The following is a 20128-nucleotide window of genomic DNA, read 5'->3' on the forward strand; positions in this document are numbered from 1 at the left end:
GCCCCTCCCTTGATGACCGCACCGCCCCTTCCGCGCCCCGCTCCCCGTCGCCGACGCGCCCGTGCCCGCCTGGTGTGGGCCCTCCTACTGGTCACCGCGTCGGCCACGCTGGCCGCTGCCGGTGCCGGCAAGGCCCTGTGGTCGGCGCGCCCGTCCCTTGCCACCGCCGCCGGGGCCGCCGAAGCGGGGCTGGCCGCCGCCAGGTCGGGCGACCGGGAGGGTGCCGAGCAGGCGCTGGGTGCCGCCGAAGCGGCCTTCGGGCGTGGCCGGGTTGCCCTGGATGCCTGGTACGCCCGGCCGGCGCTGGCCGTTCCCGTCGTCGCCCAGCAGCTGCGGGCGGCACGGGCGGTGGCCAGAGCCGGACAGGAGACCGCAGCCGAGGCCCGGGTCGTCGCCGGGGCCGATGCCGCCGGCATCCGGGTCCAGGCCGGGCGTCTCGACCTCGACCGCGTCAAAGCGGTCGAGGCGCCTCTGGCCGCCCTAGCCGCCACCCTCGGACGTGAGCACGCCCGGGTGGGCGCGGCTCGCTCGCCGTGGCTGCTGCCTCCCCTGGCCAATGCTGTCGACCGGACCGAGGCTCGCCTGGCCTCGGCCCATCGTGACGCGGACCGGGCCGCCGGGGCCGCTCAGCTGGCTTCTGCGCTGCTCGGTGGGCATGGCCCACGCCGTTGGTTCCTGGCCGTTCAGAACCCCGCCGAAGCCCGTGCTGCGGGAGGCATCATCGGCAACTACGGCGTGCTGGTGGCGGAGAACGGCCGCCTGCGTATCGAACGGTTCGGTCGCACCTCGGAGCTCAACGATGCCGCCTCGGCGGCCGAGCCCACACTCGAGGGGCCGGCGGACTTCCGGGCCCGCTACGCCCGCTTCGCCCCTGAGCGGGTGTGGCAGAACGTGACGATGTCGCCCCACTTCCCGTCGGTGGCCGAGGCGGCCGAGGGTCTCTATCGTCGCCAGGGCGGCGGGGTGGTCGACGGCGTGGTGAGCGTCGACCCCGCCGGCTTGGCCGCCCTCCTCGCCCTCACCGGGCCGGTGGCGGTGCCCGGCTGGCCCGAGCCGCTCAGCGCCGCCAACGCCGTTTCGGTCCTGCTCCACGACCACTACCTCCGCTTCGAGGGCGACGAACGCGTCAGGTTCCTTGGCATCGCCGCCGAGGCGGTGTGGTCTCGTCTGGCCGCCGCCGACATGCCCCCCATGCCTGTCGTCGTCAGCGGCCTGGCCCCTGCGGTGGCCGGCAAGCACATCCTGCTCCACAGCACCCGCCCCGCCGAGCAGCGGGCCCTGAGCCGCCTGGGCGCGGCCGGCGCCCTGCAGCCCGTGCGGAGCGACGCCTTCGGCCTGGTGACCCAGAACGCAGGCGCTAACAAGGTCGACTGGTTCCTCCGGCGCTCGATCTCGTACCGTGCCCGCTTCGACCCGACCAGCGGCCAGATGGACGCAGTGGCCGACATTCACCTCGAGAACCGGGCGCCGGCCAGCGGCCTCCCCGCCTACGTGCTGGGAGGGCCCGGCGCCGGCCCCGGCCCGCCCGGCGACAACCGCGTCTACCTGTCGGTGTACACACCACTGCGCGCACGCGCCGCCACCGCCGACGGGCAGGTCGTCCCGCTCGAGGTCGGGAGGGAGCGGGGCCGCAACGTGTACTCGGCATACGTCACCGTTCCGCCGGGCGCCACGCTGGCGGTGCGCATCACGCTGGAAGGCGAGGTGGCCCCCGGCCCCTACCGCCTCGACATCCTCCGCCAGCCGATGGTGGAGCCCGACCGCGTAAAGGTCGAGGTGCGCTCCAGACCCACCGGGAGTTCCTCCCGGCCCACCCCAGACGGAGGTCCCATGATCATCGACGAACTCCTGCGGCTCGACGCCGACACGGTGCTCACCGCGAAGGACGGCCGATGACTGCTCGCCGAGTGCTCACCACGCTGGTTGGCCTCGCTGCGGTGCTGATGCTCGCGTCCCCGGCTGCCGCCCAGTACCCGCCGTCGGACCAGCAGCTGACCGTGACCGACGCCTCCCCTGAGCCTGGTCAGGAGGTCCAGGTCGCCGGAGACGGCTTCATGCCGGGGAGCACGGTGTCGATCTACTTCGAGTCGGTCCCGGTGCTGCTGGCCACCGCGACCGTGGACCAGCAGGGCCACTTCGCGGTGTGGGTGCGCATCCCCCGCGATGCCGAGCAAGGCTGGCACCTCTTCCGGGTCAAGGGCACCGGGACCGACGGCCGCCCTCGCGAGCTGACCATCCCCATCTACGTGTCCGCCGCATCGGGATCGACCGGTCAGCGGGCTCCGGCCGTCGCTAAATCGTCGCCGCGAACAGCAGTCGGCGTCGCGGCGATCCTCGTGGCCGGCTTGATCGCCCTGACGCTGGTCTCCCGGCACCGTCGCCGGGCCCACCTCCAGCCGGCACCGGCCCCGTCGGCTCTGTCGCGACCGGATCCCACGAACCCCTCCGGCGCCACTGCTGACGACCGCTGGGGCCTCGGGAGAAGGGCGCACGGCCACACGGACCGCGAGCAGGCCGACGAGCAGGTGGAGGTCGAGCCCTCATGAGGGAACCTCAGCAGCGGTGACGGGAACGACGTTCCCGGAGCGGACCAGGGGTGATGACCCCGGAGGAGCCGCCATCTGGCGCCGGCCCGGCCATGACTGTCGGAGGCGTGGCCAAGCCCCGCGGCGGTCGAGCGCCGTGGCTGTAGCTCGACCTACCCGTCCAGTCCGATGCAGCGTTCGCGGGGGAGGGGCAGTGACCGGCATGCGGTGGTGATCGCAGGAGGCGGCCCGACCGGGCTGATGTTGGCGTGCGAGCTGGCGTTGGCGGGGATCGACGTCGTCATCGTCGAACGATGCGCCAGTCAGGGCGTCGACGGATCACGAGCCGGGGGTCTTCACTCCCCGCCCCATCAAGGTGCTCGATCAGCGTGGCATCGTGGAACCATTCTCTCGGGGGGCAAGAACAGCCGAGCGTGAGCTACTCCATGGTCCTTGGACATCAGCGACTTCTTCACCCGCCACAACTACTTGCTCGCGCTCTGGCAGAGCCGACTTCGAGCCCTCTTGGCCGGCTGGGTCGGTGAGCTAGGGATTCCGACCCCCCGGGCTGCGGGGTGGTGGCCTTCGCTCAGGACGACACCGGCGCGTGTCCCAACATCCGGCCCAACAAACTCGTCCGGCGATGTCCGCCAACGTCCTTGACCTCTCTGGTGGAATCTCACAATGTCCTTTTCCCACATGGGTTCTGCGACACCAGGGGAGCGGCGAGGAGCGCTCGCAGCGGCTCAGATCGGACTCATGATCCCTCGGTCGCTGGTTCGATCCCAGCCGGGCCCGCCTCGTGACCCGGTCGTCGTGGTCAGCGGACGTCAGCGGCCGGCGATGTAGGCGTTGCGGAGCACCGATGCCTCCAGCTCCATCTCCTCGAGCCGGTGCTTCAACAGGTCGCCGATGCTGACCAGGCCGACGAGATGCTCCCCGTCGACGACGGGGAGGTGGCGGTGACGGGTGCGCGTCATCGTCGCCATGGCGTCACGGATCGAGCTGTCCGGGCGGCAGGTCACCGCCGGGGACATGACCTTGGCCACGGGCATCTCGATCAGCCGGGGGCCGTGGTGGGCGAGGGCACGGACGACGTCACGCTCGGCGAGGACGCCGTCGACCCGCCGCCCGTCGGGCGAGACGACGAGGGCGCCGATGCGCTTGTCGCTCAGCCGGTGGATGGCGAGCCCGACCGGCGCGTCGGGCCGGATCGTCTCGACCGAGCCGCCCTTCGCCTCGAGGATGCCGACGACGTTCATGGGCGGACCTCCCTGCTCGCGGACCTGTGCCCATCGTCCCTCGGAACCGGCGCCGCGACAATCCCCCTGGCGAGGAAACCCCGCGACGGCGTCGGGCCGCGTGCGACAATGGAGGTGTGAGGCAACGGGGGGTTGCATGTCCCTCCCCCGGGCAACCGGTCGTTGTATTGTCCTGCCGAAGTTGTTTACTTCCCCCATTCCGGGGGTGACCGCGGAACCGACCGACCACGACCACAAGGACACGCGACCACAATGGCGAAGAAGGCTGCACCGGCAAAGGCGGCGGCACGACGGACGGGTATGAGCGACCGGCACAAGGCGGCGCTCGCGGAGGGACGCGAGCAGGGGCGCGCCGTGCGGCGTTATCTCGAGGCGCTCGAGCAGAACCGCCCGAAGCGGGGACGCAAGCGGACGCGGGAATCGGTGGAGCGGCGCCTGGCCGCGGTGGAGGAGCAGCTGGCTGCCGCCGAGCCGTTGGGGCGGCTCCATCTCATCCAGGAGCGCATCGACCTCCAGGAGGAGCTCTCGGGGATGACCGGCGACGGCGTCGATCTGGGCGCCCTCGAGGACGCGTTCGTGAAGGCGGCGCCGGGCTACGGGGCCCGTCGGGGGATCACCTATTCAGCGTGGCGGGCGGCGGGCGTGCCGCCCGCCGTCCTGCGCCGGGCCGGCATCGGTCGCTCCTCGTAGCTGGAGGCTTGGGCGTCGCCCGCCGGCGTGACGGTGTTCGCGCCCTCGTCTCAGGAAGATGCCGCGTCGCCTGCCGCCAGGCGCGGCCGGCGACTGCCGACGCGGCCGAGGGCGATGGCGAGCGCCTCGACCGCCCGACCCGTGAGGTCGTTCGGGCGAACGCCGTTGGCCGTCTCCAGGCGCTCCAGCGCCCGGCGCACGGCGATGGGGGCGGCCGGCGTGGCGCCCGCCATGGCAACCAGTGAGTCGGCGGCGAGGTCGGCGCTGACATCGGGCCGCAGCGCCAGGGCGAGGGCCCGCGCCTGAAGTCGGTGGTCGAGGTCGGAGCGGGCTCGGGGCGCACCTCTCGCGTCGTCCAGGGCTCTCGGCATCGAGACCTTCCGTGTCGGCCCTGGCGCGGACCAGAGCAGCGCTCATCTGTCCACCAGCGTCCGGGGGCGAATGGGCGGCGGATTGCGACAATGGCGACCGTACCAAGGCGGTTTGAACGACACAAGTCGACATTGCGGTCACGCCCTATCCAAGTGGATGGATGCCGCGAATGCCGCGGACGCCGTCGCACGACGCCGTCCGACAGGGAGGGGTCCCGGGAGGCGGTCCGGCCGCCGGCGCCCCGGCGACGGTCGGGCGGCCGCCGCGGCGGCCGGCTGTCAGCGCGGGGTCCCCAGTCGCAGGCTCGGTCGGGTAGGCGCCCGCTCGCAGGTCGACCGCGACGGGCAGCCCGGGCAGGTCGCCGGGTTCACCCGGTCGATCCAGCCGAGCGCCAGGTGCCAGCAGGAGCCGCAGTCGCGGCAGAGCAGGTTGGTCTCCTCGCCGTCGAAGGTGGGTGACAGTCGGCCGTTGCCGCACGTGGGACAAGGCCCGATCCGTCCGGCGAGCATTCGGGGGTTGGTGTCCACGGACCAAGTGTTCCGCGCCTGCGATCTTCCTCCCAGGGCCCTCCGTCGGCTCGGCACAGGACCTTCGGCACTGGGCCGCCTCCGCATCGGGGGCACAGAATCGTTGGCGGAAAAGGAGCTTCGCATGTCCGACAGCCTCGGCTACCTGATGTTCCTCGCCGCGACGTGGTTCGCCGTCGGCGTCGCGCTCTCCGTCGCCATGGGCCGGCGCGGGCACAACAGCTTCGGCTGGTTCGTGCTCGGCTCGGTCCTGGGCCCGCTCGCCGTGGTGCTCGCCCTCGACGCCCGGCGCCACGGCGAGGACTTCGAGCACGGGCCCGTCCACGTGGGCGAGCCCGGCACCGCCGGCTCGGGACCGGTCGACGTCCTCGTCGGCTACGACGCCTCGTCGGCCTCGTCGGCCTCTCCGGCCTCGTCGGCCTCGTCGGCCTCGTCGGCCTCGTCGGCTTCGTCGGCCTCGGTGGCCGCCCTCGACGCCGCGGTCGCCCTCCTCGGCGACCGCATCGGCCGACTGACGGTGGCCACCGTGGTGCCGTACGGGGGCGCCAGGGACCAGGAGACGGACGCGACCGACCGCCTGCGCCGGCTGGCCCGCCGCAACCCGCAACGGGCGCCGGAGCTGGAGATCCTCCACGGCCATCCCTCGACCGCTCTCGCCCGATGCGCGGTGGAGAACGGCTACCAGCTGGTCGCCGTGGGCAGGCGCGGCGCCGGGATCACCAAGGCCATCCTCGGCAGCGCGGCTTCGGAACTGGCCCGGGACAGCATGGTGCCGGTACTCCTGGTCGGGGGCCACCCCGTCGACGTCCCGGACGCCGCCGACTTCGCCGTCGCCGCCTCGTGAGCTGAACCGGCCACGGGCCGGTCCTCCCGGCGCCCGGGCCGCGCCCGCAGCACCCTCGCCGGCGGTGCCGGCCCCGCGTGCGCGCCGGCGCGCCCGGCGACGGTCACGGCGACGGCCGGAGCGCAGCGGGGGTGCCAGGGGCAATGGCACCCGGGGCGCTCATCGGCCGGCGCCGTGAGCGGGGCACGCCGGGTCGACGGGTCGGGACAGGTGGCCCGAAACGTCTGACCGGCGCCCCGCGGACGGGGACGGGCGGCGCCTTCCTGCCCGATGGGTTCATGGCGGTACGCCCCCTCCGTCTCGTCACCTCCATCCTGGGGCGCAGCGCGGCCCGGTTCGAGTGCCGTTGGTCCGGACGGGCCGGGCCGTACGTCCCGATCCGGCCACTCGGCGGCGTCGGCCGGGTGCCGGCGGGCCGAAGGTCCCGAGTCGGCCGTGCGCGGGCCCGCCCACGTCGGGACGTTCGGCACTGGGAGGCGGGGGTGCGGGACGGGCACGATTGCGTTCGTGAGACGGACGGTGGAGCTGTCGACAGGACTTCGGGCACCCATGGCCCGCGCTGGCGAGGTGCTGGTCGCCGAGCCGGCCAGCGTGGTCACCGACGACAGCACGCCCGACGAGCGGCGCCTGCGCCGCCTGAACACGACGCTCGGCATCGACCTCGGTCCCGCCGGCCGGCTCGAAGCGCGGGTGGTCGTCGAGATGGGCACCGCCCGAGCGGACGTCGACCGGACCACCATCGCCGTGCGCTGGCACGCCGCCGGCTGGGAGCGCATGTTCCCGGCGTTCGCCGGGGTGCTCGAGGCCCGCAAGGAGGGCGAGGCCGCCGCCCTGGTGCTGCGGGGGACGTACACGGTGCCCCTCGGGCCGCTGGGCGGCTTCGGCGACGGCCTGGCCGGCCGCAGGGTGGCCGGCCGGTCCCTGACCGCCTTCCTGGAGCAGGCCGCCCGCCGCCTCGACGCCGAGGTCGACCGCCGGTACTCGGCGGCGGCAGCCCCGTCGCTCTCGCCGTACCTCGTCGCACTCCGCGAGCTCGGCTCGGGCTACCCGGTCGGGTGACGGGATGCCCGTGGCGGACCTCGATCGACCTCCGTGGATCGAGTACCTGGGCCCGGCGGAGTGCTGGAAGCTGCTGTCGCTGCACCCCGTCGGCCGGGTCGGCGTCATCGTCGACAGCGTGCCGGAGATCTACCCCGTGAACCACGTGGTCGACCGGCAGTCGGTCGTCTTCCGGACCGACGCCGGCAACAAGCTCCGCGGGCTGGCGCTCACGCCGGCCGTGTGCTTCGAGGCCGACGGGATCAACCTCGACGACTGCACCGGCTGGAGCGTGCTCGTGAAGGGCCGGGCGGTGGAGGTCACGGCGCCGGAAGAGCGGTCGCAGGTCGCCGCCCTGCCGCTGCGCTCGTGGGCCTCCGACGCCAAGCCGCACTGGGTCCGCATCGTCGCCCGCGAGATCACCGGCCGTCGGATCCACCGCCACGGCGGTTGACCACCGCCGGGTCGCACGCCGGGCGGACCGGCCCGGCGCACGATCGGCGTGCGCAGGCCGCTTACGACTCGGCCCGGCGGGTCATGGCGAAGATGTGCTGGGCGTTGGCGGCGTCGAACGCCAGGTCGACGCCCGACCCGTCGGGCAGCGGCAGGCGGGTGATGAACTCGAAGAAGGACCCGGGTACGTGGCGGACGACGGGCGCGCCGTCGTCACCCCGGAGCTCCCGCTCGACGATGGCGGCCCGGTGGGCCGTCTGGAGGATGCGTCCCGACCGGGACACCTCCACGTCGTCCTTGACGGGACGGCCGGCCCGGCGCTCGGCGTCGGCCAGCGCCACCACGTCGGGCACCCGGTCGGTGGCGTGGTTGAACACCGTCCCCTCGGTGGCGATCCACGCCATCTCCGCCGACTCGCCGAGCAGCAGCTCGTAGTCCGCCACGGCGGGCGCCCGGTGCTGGCGACGGAAGCACGCCAGGAGGAAGGGCAGCAGGGCCCGGGCGCGGTCGAGGCCCAGCGAACCGTCGGTGGCGAGGGCGGCGAGGTCGGCCGCGTCGTCGTCGGTGAGCGGGTCATGCGACGTGGCGAGCACCCGGGCGGCCGCCTCCTGGAACGGGGCGGAGAACCGGTCGGCGTGCAGCTCGCTGACGAAGTACTGCGGGACGTCCTCGGGCAGGTCGAGGTGGCACCACGACCGACCCGTCATGCGCAGGGCGTTCAGCTCGTAGGTGTCCCTGTGGGCATAGCCCAGGGCGGCGAGGGCCCGGGTGACGCTCTCCTGCCCCTCCGGCAGGTCGCCGCATGCGACACCACGCACCGTCCGCACGGCGCCGTGGTCCAGGAACACCTTGTCGTGCGCCGCCAGCTTGTCGTGCACGTAGGCGGCTCCGGTGGGGACGGCGTGCAGCAGGTCGTCCATCAGCAGCACGGCGAGGGCCTGGGCGACGACCACCCGGGGCACGGCGCCGTCCTCCTCCGGTGGGACGAGGAGGACGGGGTGGAGCACCATGCCCCGCAGGAGCCCGGTCGCCCGGTCGTCGCCGATCGAGGCGGCGACCAGCGCGTGGAGGGCGGAGCCGTCCATCTCGCTCACGCCGCCATCGCCGAGGCGTCGAAGAGCCGGCCGGTGGAGGTGGCGAGGAAGTCGCCGTAGTCGACATCCTCCTGGCGGATCAGGCCGGCCGCCGGGAGCTTCCCCGCCGCCACCAGCTCGACCACCGCGCATGCCGAGGCGGCCGTCGTCCACGAGATCGCACGCCAGCGCCGGCCGTCGATCGTCAGCGGCTCGAAGGAGCGCACGAACTGCTCGCGGACGAACCGGCCGTCCCGCGTGCCCTCGGCCGCCACGTAGAGGTAGACGACGTCGTCGTCGACGGGCGGCTTGGCGTCGACCAGGATCCGGCCCGCCAGCGCCCGGTCCTTGCGCAGGTGCAGCTCGTCGAAGAAGAACCGCATGAGCTGGCAGTGGCCCGGATAGCGGAGCGTCTTGTAGTCCATGTGGTCGACCCGCCCCTCGAAGGTGCGGCACATCGTCCCGAGCCCTCCCGACGTGGCGAACGCCTCCAGCTGGGTGCCTCCGATCCACACCGTCTCCAGGTCGCTCATGGCGGGGACCAGTCGGACGGCTCCGTCGCGGATCACCTCGCAGTCGTTCAGGTACTCGTTCACCACGCCCTCGGGCGACCAGTTGAAGGCGTAACCCAGCAGGCCGCTCGGGTGGCGGGGAAGGGCGCCCACCTTCATCTCCAGCGAGTGGGCCCGGTCCAGGCCACGGGCCAGCGAGGCGCCCACGATGGCGATGAGCCCGGGGGCCAGCCCACACGAGGGCGCGAACGCCGTGCCGGCCCCGTCGGCCAGCTCCGCCACCCGCGAGGCGCTGGTGGTGTCCTCCGAGAGGTCGAAGTAGTGGGCGCCCACGTCGGCCGCCGCCCGGGCGACGGGCAGGTTGAGCCGGTAGGGCAGGGCGGCGACGACGGCGTCGGCGCCGGCCAGCGCGGTGCGCACGGCCACGGGGTCGTCCACGTCGAGCGCCGTGACGGGGAACGGCATGCCGGGACGGGGCGACTGGTCGGCGCCGGTGACGCCGTGGCCGGCGCCGTGCAGGAGGCGCGCGAGCAGCTCGCCGACTATCCCGAGCCCGATCACCACCACCCGGTCGAGCACCGTGCCCACGTCGGCCATGGTACGGGTGCCCGCCTCCCCTGACGCGAGCAGCCGTTCCCACGGCACGGGGGCCCGGACGACGGCGGGACTGCCATCATGGAGGGCGATGGCCGTCGGCGCACGCTCTGCCGGGCCGCCAGCCGCGCCACCCCCGACCGACGAGCTGGTGGAAGCGGCTCGGGCCGCGTTCGGCCAGCTGGGCGTCCCGTGGCCCGATGGGCGCGGTGCGGGCGCCGTCGTGGCCGTCGTCGCCCGCACGCCCGTCACCGGCGGAGCGCTCGCCCGCCTTCCCGCCGCGACGCCCGACGACGTCGACACCGCGGTGCAGCGGGCGGCGGAGGTCTCCGCCGAGTGGCGGGCGGTCCCCGCCCCGCGGCGCGGCGAGGTCGTGCGCCTCCTGGGCGAGCAGCTGCGCCGCCACCACGGCCCGCTCGCCGAGCTGGTGACCCTGGAGGCGGGCAAGATCCGCTCCGAGGCGCGGGGCGAGGTCCAGGAGATGATCGACATGTGCGACTTCGCCGTCGGTCTCTCCCGCCAGCTGTACGGGCTCACCATGCCGTCCGAGCGGCCGGGCCACCGGATGGCGGAGGTGTGGCACCCGCTCGGCGTGTGCGGGGTCATCACGTCGTTCAACTTCCCGGTGGCGGTGTGGGCGTGGAACGCGGCGATCGCCCTGGTCTGCGGCGACCCGGTGGTGTGGAAGCCGTCCGAGAAGACGGCGCTCACCGCGCTGGCGTGCGCCGCGCTGGTCGACCGGGCGGCTGTCGCCGCCGGCGCTCCCGAGGGCCTGTGCCAGGTCCTGCTCGGCGGGCCCGAGGTGGGGGAGCGGCTGGCCTCGTCGCCCTCCGTCCCGCTCGTCTCCGCCACCGGTTCCACCCGCATGGGCCGGGCCGTGGCGCCCCGGGTGGCGGCCCGCTTCGGGCGGTGCCTGCTGGAGCTGAGCGGGAACAACGGTGCCGTCGTCGCCCCGTCCGCCGACCTCGACCTGGCCGTGCGGGCGGTGGCGTTCGCCGCCGCCGGCACCGCCGGCCAGCGCTGCACGACGCTGCGCCGCCTCATCGTCCACCGGTCGCGCCACGACGAGCTGGTCGAGCGGCTGATCGCCGCCTACCGCACCCTCCCGGTGGGGAGCCCCCTGGACGAGGCCACGCTCGTCGGCCCGCTGGTCGACGGTGCCGCGTACGCGGCGATGGTGTCGGCGCTCGCCCGCGTCGCCGAGGAGGGCGGCACCGTCGTCTCCGGGGGCGAGCGGGAGCTGGAGGACGAGGCCCCCGAGGCGTTCTACGTCCGGCCCGCCATCTCGTGCCTGCCGCAGCAGTCGGCCGTGGTCCTCCAGGAGACCTTCGCCCCCCTGCTCCACGTCCTGGCCTACGACGACTGGGACGAGGCGGTGGCCCTGCACAACGCGGCGAGCCACGGGCTGTCCTCGTCGGTCTTCACGACCGACGTGCGGGAGGCCGAGCGCTTCGTGTCGGCCGCCGGCTCCGACTGCGGGATCGCCAACGTCAACATCGGTCCCTCGGGGGCCGAGATCGGCGGCGCCTTCGGCGGCGAGAAGGAGACGGGAGGCGGCCGCGAGGCGGGCTCGGACTCCTGGAAGGCGTACATGCGTCGCCAGACCACCACGGTCAACTATTCGGACGACCTCCCGCTGGCCCAGGGCGTCGAGTTCCTCTGATCGCCGTCCGAACGGTTCTCTGGACGTCGGGCGCCGGTATGCGGCGATCTCCGTCCACGGAACGGTCAGGTCGGGGGTAGGAGGACGTTGGGGTTGAGGATGCCGTCGGGGTCGAAGGCGTTCTTCACGGCGCGGAAGGCGGCGATCTCGGCGGCGCTGCGGCCGAGGGAGAGCCACGCCCGCTTGGCGGTGCCGATCCCGTGCTCGGCGCTGATGCTGCCGCCGAGGCGGGCGACGTGGCGGAGCACGGCGTCGTCCACGGCCGGGTCGTCGGGGGCCACCCCCGTGACGTTGACGTGGACGTTCCCGTCGCAGACGTGGCCGAACAGCCACGTCCGTGCCGCCGGTTCCACGGAGGCGACGACGGAGGGAACGTCCTCCAGGAAGCCGGCCAGGGCACCCGCCGGCACGGTGACATCCAGCTTGTGGGGGGCGCCGAGGGTGGCGATCACCTCGGTGTGCGCCTCCCGGTAGCGCCACAGCTCGCCCGACCGGACCGAGCCGACGGCCACCGCCACGTCGGCCACCCCGTCCACGGACTCCACGGCGGCGCCCAGCTCGTCGAGCGGGCTGGTGACGCCGGCCGCCTCCACCAGGAGGTAGGCCCGGTGGGCGGACGGGAACGGCCGGGCCTGGCCGGTGACGGCGCACACCAGGGCCAGGCCGTCGTCGAGGAACAGCTCCGCCGCGTCGAGCGAGGGCACGGCCCGGCGTAGGGCCGCTGCGGCGGTCACCGCCGCGTCGAGGCCGTCGAAGGCCAGGAGGGCGGTGACCCGCTCGTCGGTGCGGGGCACCAGGCGCAGGCGGGCGGCGGTGACCACCGCCAGCGTGCCCTCGCTGCCGCACAGGAGCGACGGCAGGTGGTAGCCGGTGTTGTCCTTCACCAGGCCGCCCAGGTGCGACACGACCGAGCCGTCGCCGAGGACCGCCTCGAGCCCTAGGAGCTGCGCCCGGGTGTCGCCGTGGCGCAGGACGCGCGTCCCCCCGGCGTTGGTGGCGACCGAACCGCCGACGGTGGCGGCGTCGCGGCTCCCCATGTCGACGCCGTACGCCCACCCCAGCGCTGCCGCCACCCGGTGGAGCCCGGCCAGCGTCACGCCCGCGCCGGCGGTGAGCTGGCCGGCGAAGGCGTCGCCGTCGGTGACCGCCGCCAGTCGCCGCAGGCTCAGCACCACCTCGCCGGCCAGGGGGACGCCGCCGCCCACCAGCCCCGTGTTGCCGCCCTGGGGCACGACGGCCACGCCGTGACGACGGCACCACGCCACGACGGCGGCCACCTCCTCCGTCGAGCCCGGCCGCACGACGGCGGGCGTCGCCCCGCGGAACCGGCCCGTCCAGTCGACGCACCAGCCGGCGACCACGTCGGGGTCGGTCAGGACGTGTTCCGTGCCCACCAGCGCCGCCAGTTCCGAGAAGGGCGGGCGGGGGTCTCCCATCCGGCGATGGTCGCACGCCCGGAGGCGGCGGTCGCAGTTCCTAACGAACGGGGCCGAGATGCCGAAGGTCTCCTCGGACAGGTCCGCAGCCGAACGCCGCCAGGAGGGCCCGAATGGCCACACGCCCGGCGCCCCTCGAGGGCGCCCGGTCGACGGCCCGCCGTCGTGGGCGGGTGGCTCAGCCGTCCGAGACGCCTGCCGCCCGGCTGGCGCCGACCGTCGTCACCCCGGTGGACGCCGCCGGCGCGCCCGCGGCGACCACGCCCTCGGCCGGCGCGCCTCGCACGGGGGCCCCGACCAGGCGCCGCCGCCGGGCACTGGGCGCGCTGGCGGCCCGCCGGCGGGCGGAGGCCGAGCTGATCAGGCGGGAGCACCAGCTGGTGGAGACGCAGAGCCTGGCCCGCATGGGTCACTGGCAGTGGGACGTCGACTCGGGCGCCCTGCGCTGGTCGGCGGGCATGTTCACCGTCTTCGGCGTCCCGCCCGGCACCGAGCCCACCCTCGAGCTGTTGTCCAGAATGCTCCACCCCGACGACCGCGAGGGGGTGGACGCGGTGGTCGCCGACGCCCTGGTGTCCGGTCGCCCGTTCTCCGTCGAGCACCGGATCGTGCTGCCCGATGGGGAGGAGCGCTGGGTGCACGGCCGGGGCAAGGTCGCGGTGGACGCCGGTGGGCGGTCCCTCTGCCTGGGGACGGCCCAGGACGTGACCGACCGGCATGCGTCCGAGCAGGCCCTCCAGCAGCTGGCGCTCCACGACTCGCTCACCGGCCTGCCCAACCGGGTGCTGTTCATCGACCGGCTGGAGCAGGCCATCCGGCAACTGGGCCGGCGGGGCGGCCGCGCCGCCGTGCTGTTCGTGGACCTGGACCGCTTCAAGCTGGTCAACGACAGCTTCGGGCACGGCGCCGGCGACCACGTCCTGGTGACGGTCGCCCGGAGGCTCGGGGCGGCGTTGCGGCCCGGGGACACGCTCGCCCGCTACGCCGGCGACGAGTTCACCGTGCTGTGCGCCGACGTCGTCGACGAGGTCTCCGTCGTGGAGATCGCCGAGCGGCTGCTGGCGACCCTCGACGCGCCCGTCGTCCTGGACGACGGCCGCCAGACCTTCGTCTCCGCCAGCATCGGGGTGGCTCTCGCCGGCCGGGGCGACGGCACGGCGGACGACGTCCTCAGCCACGCCGACTCGGCCATGTACGAGGCCAAGGACCGCGGCCGGAACCGCATCGAGGTGTTCGACAACGACATGCGGGCCAACGTGCTGGCCCGCATCGAGCAGGCCGCGGCCCTCGACCGGGCACTCAAGAACGGTGAGCTCCGGGTCCACTACCAGCCCGAGATCCGGCTGAGCGACGAGACGGTGTGCGGGGTCGAGGCCCTGGCGCGCTGGCAGCACCCCGACCACGGGCTGGTCGGCCCGGGCGACTTCATCGCCGTGGCCGAGGAGACGGGGCTCGTCGTGCCCCTGGGTGCCGAGGTGCTGCGCACGGCGTGCCGGGACCTGGAGTCGCTCTCCGTGCTCGCCCCCGGGTCCCTCACCGTGTCCGTCAACCTCTCCGCCCGCCAGCTGGTCGAGCCCGGGGTCATCGACACCGTCTGGCAGCTCGTGACCGAGACGGGGATGGACGCGTCCCGCCTGCGGCTGGAGATCACCGAGAGCGTCCTGCTGGAGGACGTGTCGACCTCGGTGGAGGCCCTGCTCGGTCTCCGGGCCCTCGGGGTGCAGCTCGCCATCGACGACTTCGGGACCGGCTACTCCTCGCTCAGCTACCTCCGGCGCTTCCCCGTCGACGTCGTGAAGGTCGACCGCTCGTTCGTGGCCGGCCTGGGGACGGACCCGGCGGCCGAGGCGATCGTGGCCGCCGTGGTCAACCTGGCCCACGCCCTCGGGCTCGTCGTCGTGGCCGAGGGCGTCGAGACGGAGGAGCAGCTGGTGGTGCTCCGAGCCCTCGGGTGCGACCGCGGCCAAGGGTTCTTGTGGAGCGCGGCGCGGCCGCGCGACGAGATCCGCCGGTGGCGGAGGTCGCCCGACGAGGCCGCGACCACGGTGGACGTGCGGGCGGTGCTGGTCGAGCGGACCGAGAAGGCGCGGGAGCGGGCCGACCGGCCGTTCCTGCTCCAGCTGCCGCCCGGCCGGCCCCTGGCCGAGGGCGCCACCCGGGCGGTGGCGACCGTCGTCGACCAGCTGTTGGACAACGCCGTGACGTTCTCGCCGCCCGACCGGCCGGTGGTGGTGTCGGCCGGCGCCGGCCGGCGCTGGGTCCGCTTCAGCGTGGCCGATTTCGGGATCGGCATGACCGCCGACGAGGTGGCCCGCTGCTTCGAGCAGTTCTGGCAGTCGGAGTCGGGCGCCCCCTACCGGCGGGGAGGGACCGGGATCGGCCTGTCCAGCGTCCGCTCCCTGGTGGAGTCCATGGGCGGCCGGGTGAGCGTCAAGAGCGCGCCGGGCAAGGGGTCGACCTTCACCGTCCTGCTGCCCCGCAGCAGCCGGGGGGCTCGGCCGGCGCCCTTCGTCCCCGTCCCGGGCGTCGGGGAGTCGTCGATCGTCCGGGAGTTCATGCGCCAGATCGGCGTACCGACGAGGAGGGAGCGATGACGGCCGCCGTCGCAGTCGTGAACCTGGTCCTGGGCATGGCGTACACCTGCTACGGCGTGTTGACCGCGGTCGAGATGAAGCGGGACTGGCGCACCCTCGGGTTCAGCCACTTCGGCGCGGCGTGGATCCTGATGGCCTTCACCTGCGGGCCGCACCACCTGGCCCACGGCGTCCACGTCGGCCTCGAGGGCCGCGACGGGGGTGTCCTCGACCTGCTGTCCGTGGTCGTCGGGCTCCCGGTCGGCGTCCTGTGGCTCTACTTGAGGATCGAGGCGTTCGCCGGCGGTCGTGGGGACCGCTTCGTCCCGGGGACGCCGCTGTGGCTGAGCGCGGTGCCGACGGTGGCCGGGATGTACCTCACCGTCCTCGTCGCCGGGGTGCTCGTCGGTCCGGGCCTGGGGCTGCGCTTCAGCCTGATGGCCGCGGCCAACGCCGTCCTCGTCGTGATCTACCTGGCCATCGGCTGGTTCCTGCTGTGCACCCAGCTGCGCAACCGCAAGGTCGTCCGGGGGTGGTCGGTGTCCGGGCTGTCGCTCACCGGCGTGTTCCCCACCTGCGCGCTGATGCACGCCGTGTGGATCGTCTACGACCTGCGGGGCACGTACCACGCCGACGGTCACGGGCTGGTCATCGACCTGCTCTCCATCCCCGCCGGCCTCTACTTCCTGTGGGTCGTCCGGGGCCTGTACCGGGACTCGCTGCGGGACTGGAACCGGGTCACCTACGAGGAGGCGCCGACCGCCGCCTGAGGCGGTTCACCCCGACTCGGACATCCAGCGGGGCGCCGCCTCCAGCAGGTGCTGGCTGACCGCCAGGCACCGGTCGAGGGTCTCGCAGAGCAGCTCGTCGCCGGCCAGGACGCGGGCCAGCGAGACGCGCTGGCGGGCGATGATCGTGAGGCTGCGCTCGGGGGCGTCCGTGGCCGAGGGGAACGAGTCGATGGCGGACACCTCGAGGGGGAGGTCCAGCCCGGCCACGCCGGCCAGGTCGAGGTGCAGCTGGAGCAGGTCGGGCCCCGAAGGAAGCGGCGGCAGGGCCCACGTGAAGGTGATGGGGAAGTGGAAGTCGTCGGGCGGCTCGGTGTCCTCGGGGAGGTCGACGACGAGGTCCTCGAAGGAGAGCAGGACCCGGGGGTCGACCTCGAGGGCGAGGTGCAGGTCGACGGGCATGCCACACCCCTCTTCGGGGTGCAGGTCGACCTCCCACGCCTGGCGGAGCGAATAGGTCTCCACGAAGTGGCGCTCGTCGTGCACGTGGAAGCCGTGGTCGACGGCGTGGCCCTTGAGGTCGGCGACGAACCCGGGGACATCGATGACGGCCACGGGACGAGCCTAGGAGGCGGCGACGCCGGAGGTCCCGGTAGGTTCCTCGGCGATGGACGACGACACCCTGCTGGCGGTGCTCCACGATGCGGCGAGCGCCGTGCGCGCCGTGCTCGGCACGCTCGACGACTGGGGGCCGGCGGGTACCCGGCCCGGCCAGTACCTGAGCGACCTGGCGGCCGACGCGGCGGCCGTCGAGGTGCTCGAGAAGGCGGGGCTCGGGGCGCTCAGCGAGGAGAGCGGCCTCCACCACCCGGACCGCCCGCTGCTGGCGGTGCTCGACCCCGTCGACGGGTCCACCAACGCGTCGCGGCGGATCCCCTGGTACGCCACCAGCATCTGCGTCCTCGACGCCGACGGGGCGCGTGCGGCGGTGGTCGTCAACCAGGCCAGCGGCGTTCGCTACGAAGCCGTCCGGGGCGGCGGGGCGCGGTGCGACGGGCGCACGCTGGGCGCTCCCGCCTGCACCTCGCTCGCCACCGCCCTCGTTGCCCTGTCCGGCCTGCCGCCCCGCCACCTCGGGTGGCGCCAGTTCCGGGCCCTGGGCGCCGCCGCGCTCGACCTGTGCGCCGTCGCCGACGGCGTCGTCGACGCCTACGTCGACTGCAACGACAGCGTGCACGGGCCGTGGGACTACCTGGGCGGGATGCTCGTCTGCCGCGAGGCCGGAGCCGTCGTCACCGACCTCGAGGGCCGGCCGCTGGAGGCCCGTGGCCACACCGACCGGCGCACCCCGGTGGCCGCCGCCACGCCCGAGCTCCATGCGGAGCTGACGGAAGTTCGGTCCTCGTTCGGTCTGTGACGGAAAACCAGTTGACGCGCTCCGCCGGCCCATGGTGCCATTGCAGGCGCCCGGCTACGCGCCGGGACCCGAGGAGGAGCGTCGTGGTGGCAGGCATGTGTCGGATGGACAGCAAGCCGGTGGGCGCCAACGGTGCTCACGCGCCTGCCCGACTCCGTCGCGCCGCCCTGCACTCGTCGGTGTGCAAGTACGCGCAGTCCGCGGTGACGGAGCAGGGCACGTGGTTCGTCACCGTCGGCATCGACGGGCGGCTGGAGGGCCCCGAGGGAGATGAGACCGGATAGACGGTTTCCCTCCTGAAGGAAGGGCCCAAAGGCCGCCGGGATCTCCCGGCGGCCTTTGTGTTTCTCAGGGATCGGGTGCAGAACGAACGAGGGGAGAGGCGAGATGCTCGCCGAGTGGATCGCAGGACTGGAGGCTGAGGAGGGGCCCGCCGTCGACTGGGCGCTGGCCCGGTGCCGTGCCGGCGCCGGGGCCTTGGTGGAGCTGTTCTTCTCCGAGCAGCTGGACGACATCGCGCGCGCCAAGGGCATCTGCGCCGGGTGCCCGGTGCGCGAGCCGTGCCTGGCAGGCGCCCTCGCCCGCCGGGAGCCGTGGGGCGTGTGGGGCGGTCAGCTGTTCCTGAACGGCAAGATCCTGCCGTTCAAGCGCAAGCGGGGACGGCCGCCGAAGAACGCTTCGGCTCAGCTCACGGCCTGAGCACCGGCCGGCCGGGGACGGCGCCCACCGTCCCCGGACCGGCCGCCCGAGGTCCGGCCGCCGCCGTCCGTCGTCCCCTCGGCGGCGGCGGCCGAGACCGACGCCGGGTGGCGGAGGCGGGACAGCGCCTTCGCCTCGATCTGGCGGATGCGCTCGCGGGTGAGCCGGAAGTCGCGGCCCACCTCCTCCAGGGTCTGGGGAGGGGTGCCGGCCAGCCCGAACCGCAGGGTGAGCACCCGTTGCTCGCGCTCGCTGAGGCCGTCCAGGGCGGAGCGCACGGCCTCGTTCCGCATCGAGACGAACGCCTGCTCGAAGCCGGTCTCCCCGTCGGGGTCCTCGACCAGGTCCGCCAGCTCGCCCTCGTCGCCCCACCGGCCGACCGGGGTCTGCAGCGACACGGAGTCGGGGATGAGCCGCTGGGCGTCGACGACCGCGCCCAGGGGAAGGCCGAGCTCGAGCGCCAGCTCCTCGACGGTGGGGGAGCGGCCCAGCGCCTCGTTCAGGCGGTCGGCCGAGCGGTGCACGTCCCGGACGGTGTCGAGCACGTGGTGCGGCACGCGAATGGTGCGCCCCTTCTCCGCCACACCGCGGGCGATGGCCTGTCGGATCCACCATGTGGCGTAGGTGGAGAACCGGCAGCCGCGGCCGGCGTCGAACTTCTCCACCGCCCGGATCAGCCCGAGGTTGCCCTCCTGCACGAGGTCGAGGAGGGGCAGGCCGGCGCGGTGATGGCGCTTGGCGATGGAGACGACGAGGCGCAGGTTGGAGGAGATGAACCGGCGGCGGGCCTCGTCGCCGGCGGCCATCCGCCGGCGGAGCTCCGTCTTCTGCGCCGCCGAGCGCGCCGTGCCGAGGGCCGCCTCGGCGGCGCGCCCGTCGGCCATGTCGGCGGCCAGCCGCACCTCGTCGTCGGCCGTGAGCAGCGGGAACCTGCCGATCTCGGCCAGGTACCTCCTGAGGAGGTCGTCGGCGTTCCTGTCACCACGCCCTGCCATCCGTCGTCCCCTCACGTGGCCCGTAGTGTGGGCGCGTGCCCGAGGGTAACGCCCCCCGGCCCGCGATCCTGGTATCCGCCTGCCTGGTCGGCGTGCCGTGCAACCACCTGGGCCGCGCCAGCCCGTCGGCGGCCGTCACCCGCCTCGCCGCGGGCGCCGACCTGGTGCCGGTCTGCCCCGAGGTGGCCGGTGGCCTGCCCGTCCCACGCCCGGCGGCCGAGGTCCAGGCTGACGGGACCGTCCGCACCGGGTCGGGGAACGACGTCACCGAGCAGTACCGGCGAGGCGCGGCCGCCGCCCTGGCTGCGGCCCGGGCGTTCGGCGCCACTCGGGCGGTCCTCAAGGCCCGCTCCCCGTCCTGCGGTTGCGGGGAGGTCTACGACGGGACGTTCACCCGGACACGGGTGAAGGGCGACGGTGTGGCCGCCCGTGCACTGCGGGAGGCGGGCGTGGCGGTGTGCTCCGAGGAGGACGTGGAGGGCCGGTCGGGCGGAGGCCGCGAGCCGGAACCCCGGTAACTTGGCACCGGTCGGCCGTCGCGTCCTGCGACGCTCGGGCGCTTAGCTCAGATGGCGAGAGCACTTCCCTTACAAGGAAGGGGTCGGGGGTTCGAGTCCCTCAGCGCCCACCGCGAAGGAGCAGGTCCGAGGGAATGTCCTGGTCCGGGGCCGGTGACCATCCCCTGCGACGTAGCCACGTTGACGCAGCCTTTCGCTCGATGGCTACG

Annotated in this window: 21 protein-coding genes and 1 tRNA gene; 14 read left to right on the top strand and 8 right to left on the bottom strand. The window is 74.0% G+C overall.

The window, feature by feature from the left end:
* Positions 1 to 12 precede the first annotated feature (12 nt).
* The gene (locus VM242_14825) at positions 13 to 1896 is read left to right on the top strand and encodes a DUF4012 domain-containing protein (protein ID HVM06438.1); all 1884 of its coding nucleotides are present in this window, start codon (positions 13 to 15) and stop codon (positions 1894 to 1896) included.
* Complete coding sequence (locus VM242_14830) at positions 1893 to 2546, top strand: hypothetical protein (protein ID HVM06439.1); 654 nt, start codon at positions 1893 to 1895, stop codon at positions 2544 to 2546. Before VM242_14825 ends, VM242_14830 begins: the two co-directional genes overlap by 4 nt.
* Positions 2547 to 2698: 152 nt before the next feature.
* Here the strand turns inward: VM242_14830 and VM242_14835 are convergent, their stop codons facing one another.
* The gene (locus tag VM242_14835; protein HVM06440.1) at positions 2699 to 2830 is read right to left on the bottom strand and encodes a hypothetical protein; all 132 of its coding nucleotides are present in this window, start codon (positions 2828 to 2830) and stop codon (positions 2699 to 2701) included.
* A 525-nt stretch (positions 2831 to 3355) separates the two neighbouring features.
* Complete coding sequence (locus tag VM242_14840; GenBank protein ID HVM06441.1) at positions 3356 to 3787, bottom strand: CBS domain-containing protein; 432 nt, start codon at positions 3785 to 3787, stop codon at positions 3356 to 3358.
* Between the two features lie 300 nt (positions 3788 to 4087).
* On the opposite strand from VM242_14840, the gene VM242_14845 reads away from it, so the two are divergent.
* Positions 4088 to 4477 (top strand): hypothetical protein, encoded by a 390-nt coding sequence (locus VM242_14845; GenBank protein HVM06442.1) that lies wholly within the window; start codon positions 4088 to 4090, stop codon positions 4475 to 4477.
* Positions 4478 to 4527: 50 nt separating this feature from the next.
* Here VM242_14845 and VM242_14850 read toward each other — a convergent pair whose 3' ends face one another.
* The gene (locus VM242_14850; GenBank protein ID HVM06443.1) at positions 4528 to 4848 is read right to left on the bottom strand and encodes a hypothetical protein; all 321 of its coding nucleotides are present in this window, start codon (positions 4846 to 4848) and stop codon (positions 4528 to 4530) included.
* Positions 4849 to 5500: 652 nt separating this feature from the next.
* On the opposite strand from VM242_14850, the gene VM242_14855 reads away from it, so the two are divergent.
* The 3 genes from VM242_14855 to VM242_14865 all read left to right on the top strand — a co-directional run bounded on the left by VM242_14855 (position 5501) and on the right by VM242_14865 (position 7712).
* The gene (locus VM242_14855; protein HVM06444.1) at positions 5501 to 6220 is read left to right on the top strand and encodes a universal stress protein; all 720 of its coding nucleotides are present in this window, start codon (positions 5501 to 5503) and stop codon (positions 6218 to 6220) included.
* Positions 6221 to 6727: 507 nt separating this feature from the next.
* A complete protein-coding gene (locus VM242_14860; GenBank protein ID HVM06445.1) occupies positions 6728 to 7279 on the top strand; it encodes a hypothetical protein in 552 nt (183 codons plus the stop codon).
* A 4-nt stretch (positions 7280 to 7283) separates the two neighbouring features.
* Positions 7284 to 7712 carry a pyridoxamine 5'-phosphate oxidase family protein gene (locus VM242_14865; GenBank protein HVM06446.1) on the top strand — a complete coding sequence of 143 codons (429 nt, stop codon included), beginning with the start codon at positions 7284 to 7286 and terminating at the stop codon, positions 7710 to 7712.
* Between the two features lie 61 nt (positions 7713 to 7773).
* On the opposite strand, the gene VM242_14870 is transcribed toward VM242_14865, so the two are convergent.
* Both VM242_14870 and VM242_14875 read right to left on the bottom strand, forming a co-directional pair.
* The gene (locus VM242_14870) at positions 7774 to 8796 is read right to left on the bottom strand and encodes a DUF1338 family protein (protein HVM06447.1); all 1023 of its coding nucleotides are present in this window, start codon (positions 8794 to 8796) and stop codon (positions 7774 to 7776) included.
* Positions 8797 to 8801: 5 nt separating this feature from the next.
* Positions 8802 to 9884 carry a saccharopine dehydrogenase C-terminal domain-containing protein gene (locus tag VM242_14875; GenBank protein ID HVM06448.1) on the bottom strand — a complete coding sequence of 361 codons (1083 nt, stop codon included), beginning with the start codon at positions 9882 to 9884 and terminating at the stop codon, positions 8802 to 8804.
* A 97-nt stretch (positions 9885 to 9981) separates the two neighbouring features.
* Here VM242_14875 and VM242_14880 point away from each other — a divergent pair, with 97 nt between their 5' ends.
* Positions 9982 to 11553, top strand: a complete 1572-nt coding sequence (locus VM242_14880; GenBank protein ID HVM06449.1) for an aldehyde dehydrogenase family protein — start codon at positions 9982 to 9984, stop codon at positions 11551 to 11553.
* Positions 11554 to 11618: 65 nt separating this feature from the next.
* Here VM242_14880 and VM242_14885 read toward each other — a convergent pair whose 3' ends face one another.
* Complete coding sequence (locus tag VM242_14885; protein HVM06450.1) at positions 11619 to 12989, bottom strand: FAD-binding oxidoreductase; 1371 nt, start codon at positions 12987 to 12989, stop codon at positions 11619 to 11621.
* A gap of 113 nt (positions 12990 to 13102) precedes the next feature.
* Here VM242_14885 and VM242_14890 point away from each other — a divergent pair, with 113 nt between their 5' ends.
* Complete coding sequence (locus tag VM242_14890; protein ID HVM06451.1) at positions 13103 to 15583, top strand: EAL domain-containing protein; 2481 nt, start codon at positions 13103 to 13105, stop codon at positions 15581 to 15583.
* Positions 15580 to 16332 (top strand): hypothetical protein, encoded by a 753-nt coding sequence (locus VM242_14895; GenBank protein HVM06452.1) that lies wholly within the window; start codon positions 15580 to 15582, stop codon positions 16330 to 16332. The genes VM242_14890 and VM242_14895 overlap by 4 nt, the downstream gene beginning before the upstream one ends.
* A gap of 6 nt (positions 16333 to 16338) precedes the next feature.
* Here the strand turns inward: VM242_14895 and VM242_14900 are convergent, their stop codons facing one another.
* Complete coding sequence (locus tag VM242_14900) at positions 16339 to 16905, bottom strand: hypothetical protein (GenBank protein HVM06453.1); 567 nt, start codon at positions 16903 to 16905, stop codon at positions 16339 to 16341.
* 52 nt (positions 16906 to 16957) lie between these two features.
* Between VM242_14900 and VM242_14905 the strand changes: the two genes are divergently transcribed.
* From VM242_14905 to VM242_14915, 3 genes are all read left to right on the top strand, one after another.
* Positions 16958 to 17707, top strand: a complete 750-nt coding sequence (locus VM242_14905) for an inositol monophosphatase (protein ID HVM06454.1) — start codon at positions 16958 to 16960, stop codon at positions 17705 to 17707.
* Positions 17708 to 17793: 86 nt separating this feature from the next.
* Complete coding sequence (locus tag VM242_14910; protein HVM06455.1) at positions 17794 to 17991, top strand: hypothetical protein; 198 nt, start codon at positions 17794 to 17796, stop codon at positions 17989 to 17991.
* A 103-nt stretch (positions 17992 to 18094) separates the two neighbouring features.
* On the top strand, positions 18095 to 18406 hold the full coding sequence (locus VM242_14915; protein HVM06456.1) for a WhiB family transcriptional regulator: 312 nt from the start codon (positions 18095 to 18097) through the stop codon (positions 18404 to 18406).
* Here the strand turns inward: VM242_14915 and VM242_14920 are convergent.
* Positions 18391 to 19401, bottom strand: coding sequence for a sigma-70 family RNA polymerase sigma factor (locus tag VM242_14920; protein HVM06457.1), 1011 nt, complete (start codon positions 19399 to 19401; stop codon positions 18391 to 18393). The two genes, VM242_14915 and VM242_14920, sit on opposite strands and share 16 nt — an antisense overlap.
* Positions 19402 to 19436: 35 nt before the next feature.
* Between VM242_14920 and VM242_14925 the strand changes: the two genes are divergently transcribed.
* Both VM242_14925 and VM242_14930 read left to right on the top strand, forming a co-directional pair.
* Complete coding sequence (locus VM242_14925) at positions 19437 to 19919, top strand: DUF523 domain-containing protein (protein ID HVM06458.1); 483 nt, start codon at positions 19437 to 19439, stop codon at positions 19917 to 19919.
* A gap of 36 nt (positions 19920 to 19955) precedes the next feature.
* Positions 19956 to 20029, top strand: a tRNA-Val gene (locus tag VM242_14930).
* Positions 20030 to 20128 lie beyond the last annotated feature (99 nt).

Source organism: Acidimicrobiales bacterium, from assembly GCA_035540975.1.
GTDB lineage: Bacteria > Actinomycetota > Acidimicrobiia > Acidimicrobiales.

Excerpts from the sequence above, each read along its gene's own strand:
- VM242_14915 (HVM06456.1), top strand. The coding sequence starts at position 18,095 with ATGCTCGCCGAGTGGATCGCAGGACTGGAGGCTGAGGAGGGGCCCGCC.
- VM242_14880 (HVM06449.1), top strand. The coding sequence starts at position 9,982 with ATGGCCGTCGGCGCACGCTCTGCCGGGCCGCCAGCCGCGCCACCCCCG.
- VM242_14920 (HVM06457.1), bottom strand. The coding sequence starts at position 19,401 with ATGGCAGGGCGTGGTGACAGGAACGCCGACGACCTCCTCAGGAGGTAC.
- VM242_14870 (HVM06447.1), bottom strand. The coding sequence starts at position 8,796 with ATGGACGGCTCCGCCCTCCACGCGCTGGTCGCCGCCTCGATCGGCGAC.
- VM242_14865 (HVM06446.1), top strand. The coding sequence starts at position 7,284 with ATGCCCGTGGCGGACCTCGATCGACCTCCGTGGATCGAGTACCTGGGC.
- VM242_14825 (HVM06438.1), top strand. The coding sequence starts at position 13 with ATGACCGCACCGCCCCTTCCGCGCCCCGCTCCCCGTCGCCGACGCGCC.
- VM242_14835 (HVM06440.1), bottom strand. The coding sequence starts at position 2,830 with ATGACGACGTCGATCCCCGCCAACGCCAGCTCGCACGCCAACATCAGC.
- VM242_14890 (HVM06451.1), top strand. The coding sequence starts at position 13,103 with ATGGCCACACGCCCGGCGCCCCTCGAGGGCGCCCGGTCGACGGCCCGC.
- VM242_14895 (HVM06452.1), top strand. The coding sequence starts at position 15,580 with ATGACGGCCGCCGTCGCAGTCGTGAACCTGGTCCTGGGCATGGCGTAC.
- VM242_14885 (HVM06450.1), bottom strand. The coding sequence starts at position 12,989 with ATGGGAGACCCCCGCCCGCCCTTCTCGGAACTGGCGGCGCTGGTGGGC.
- VM242_14845 (HVM06442.1), top strand. The coding sequence starts at position 4,088 with ATGAGCGACCGGCACAAGGCGGCGCTCGCGGAGGGACGCGAGCAGGGG.
- VM242_14855 (HVM06444.1), top strand. The coding sequence starts at position 5,501 with ATGTCCGACAGCCTCGGCTACCTGATGTTCCTCGCCGCGACGTGGTTC.
- VM242_14905 (HVM06454.1), top strand. The coding sequence starts at position 16,958 with ATGGACGACGACACCCTGCTGGCGGTGCTCCACGATGCGGCGAGCGCC.
- VM242_14830 (HVM06439.1), top strand. The coding sequence starts at position 1,893 with ATGACTGCTCGCCGAGTGCTCACCACGCTGGTTGGCCTCGCTGCGGTG.
- VM242_14840 (HVM06441.1), bottom strand. The coding sequence starts at position 3,787 with ATGAACGTCGTCGGCATCCTCGAGGCGAAGGGCGGCTCGGTCGAGACG.
- VM242_14850 (HVM06443.1), bottom strand. The coding sequence starts at position 4,848 with ATGCCGAGAGCCCTGGACGACGCGAGAGGTGCGCCCCGAGCCCGCTCC.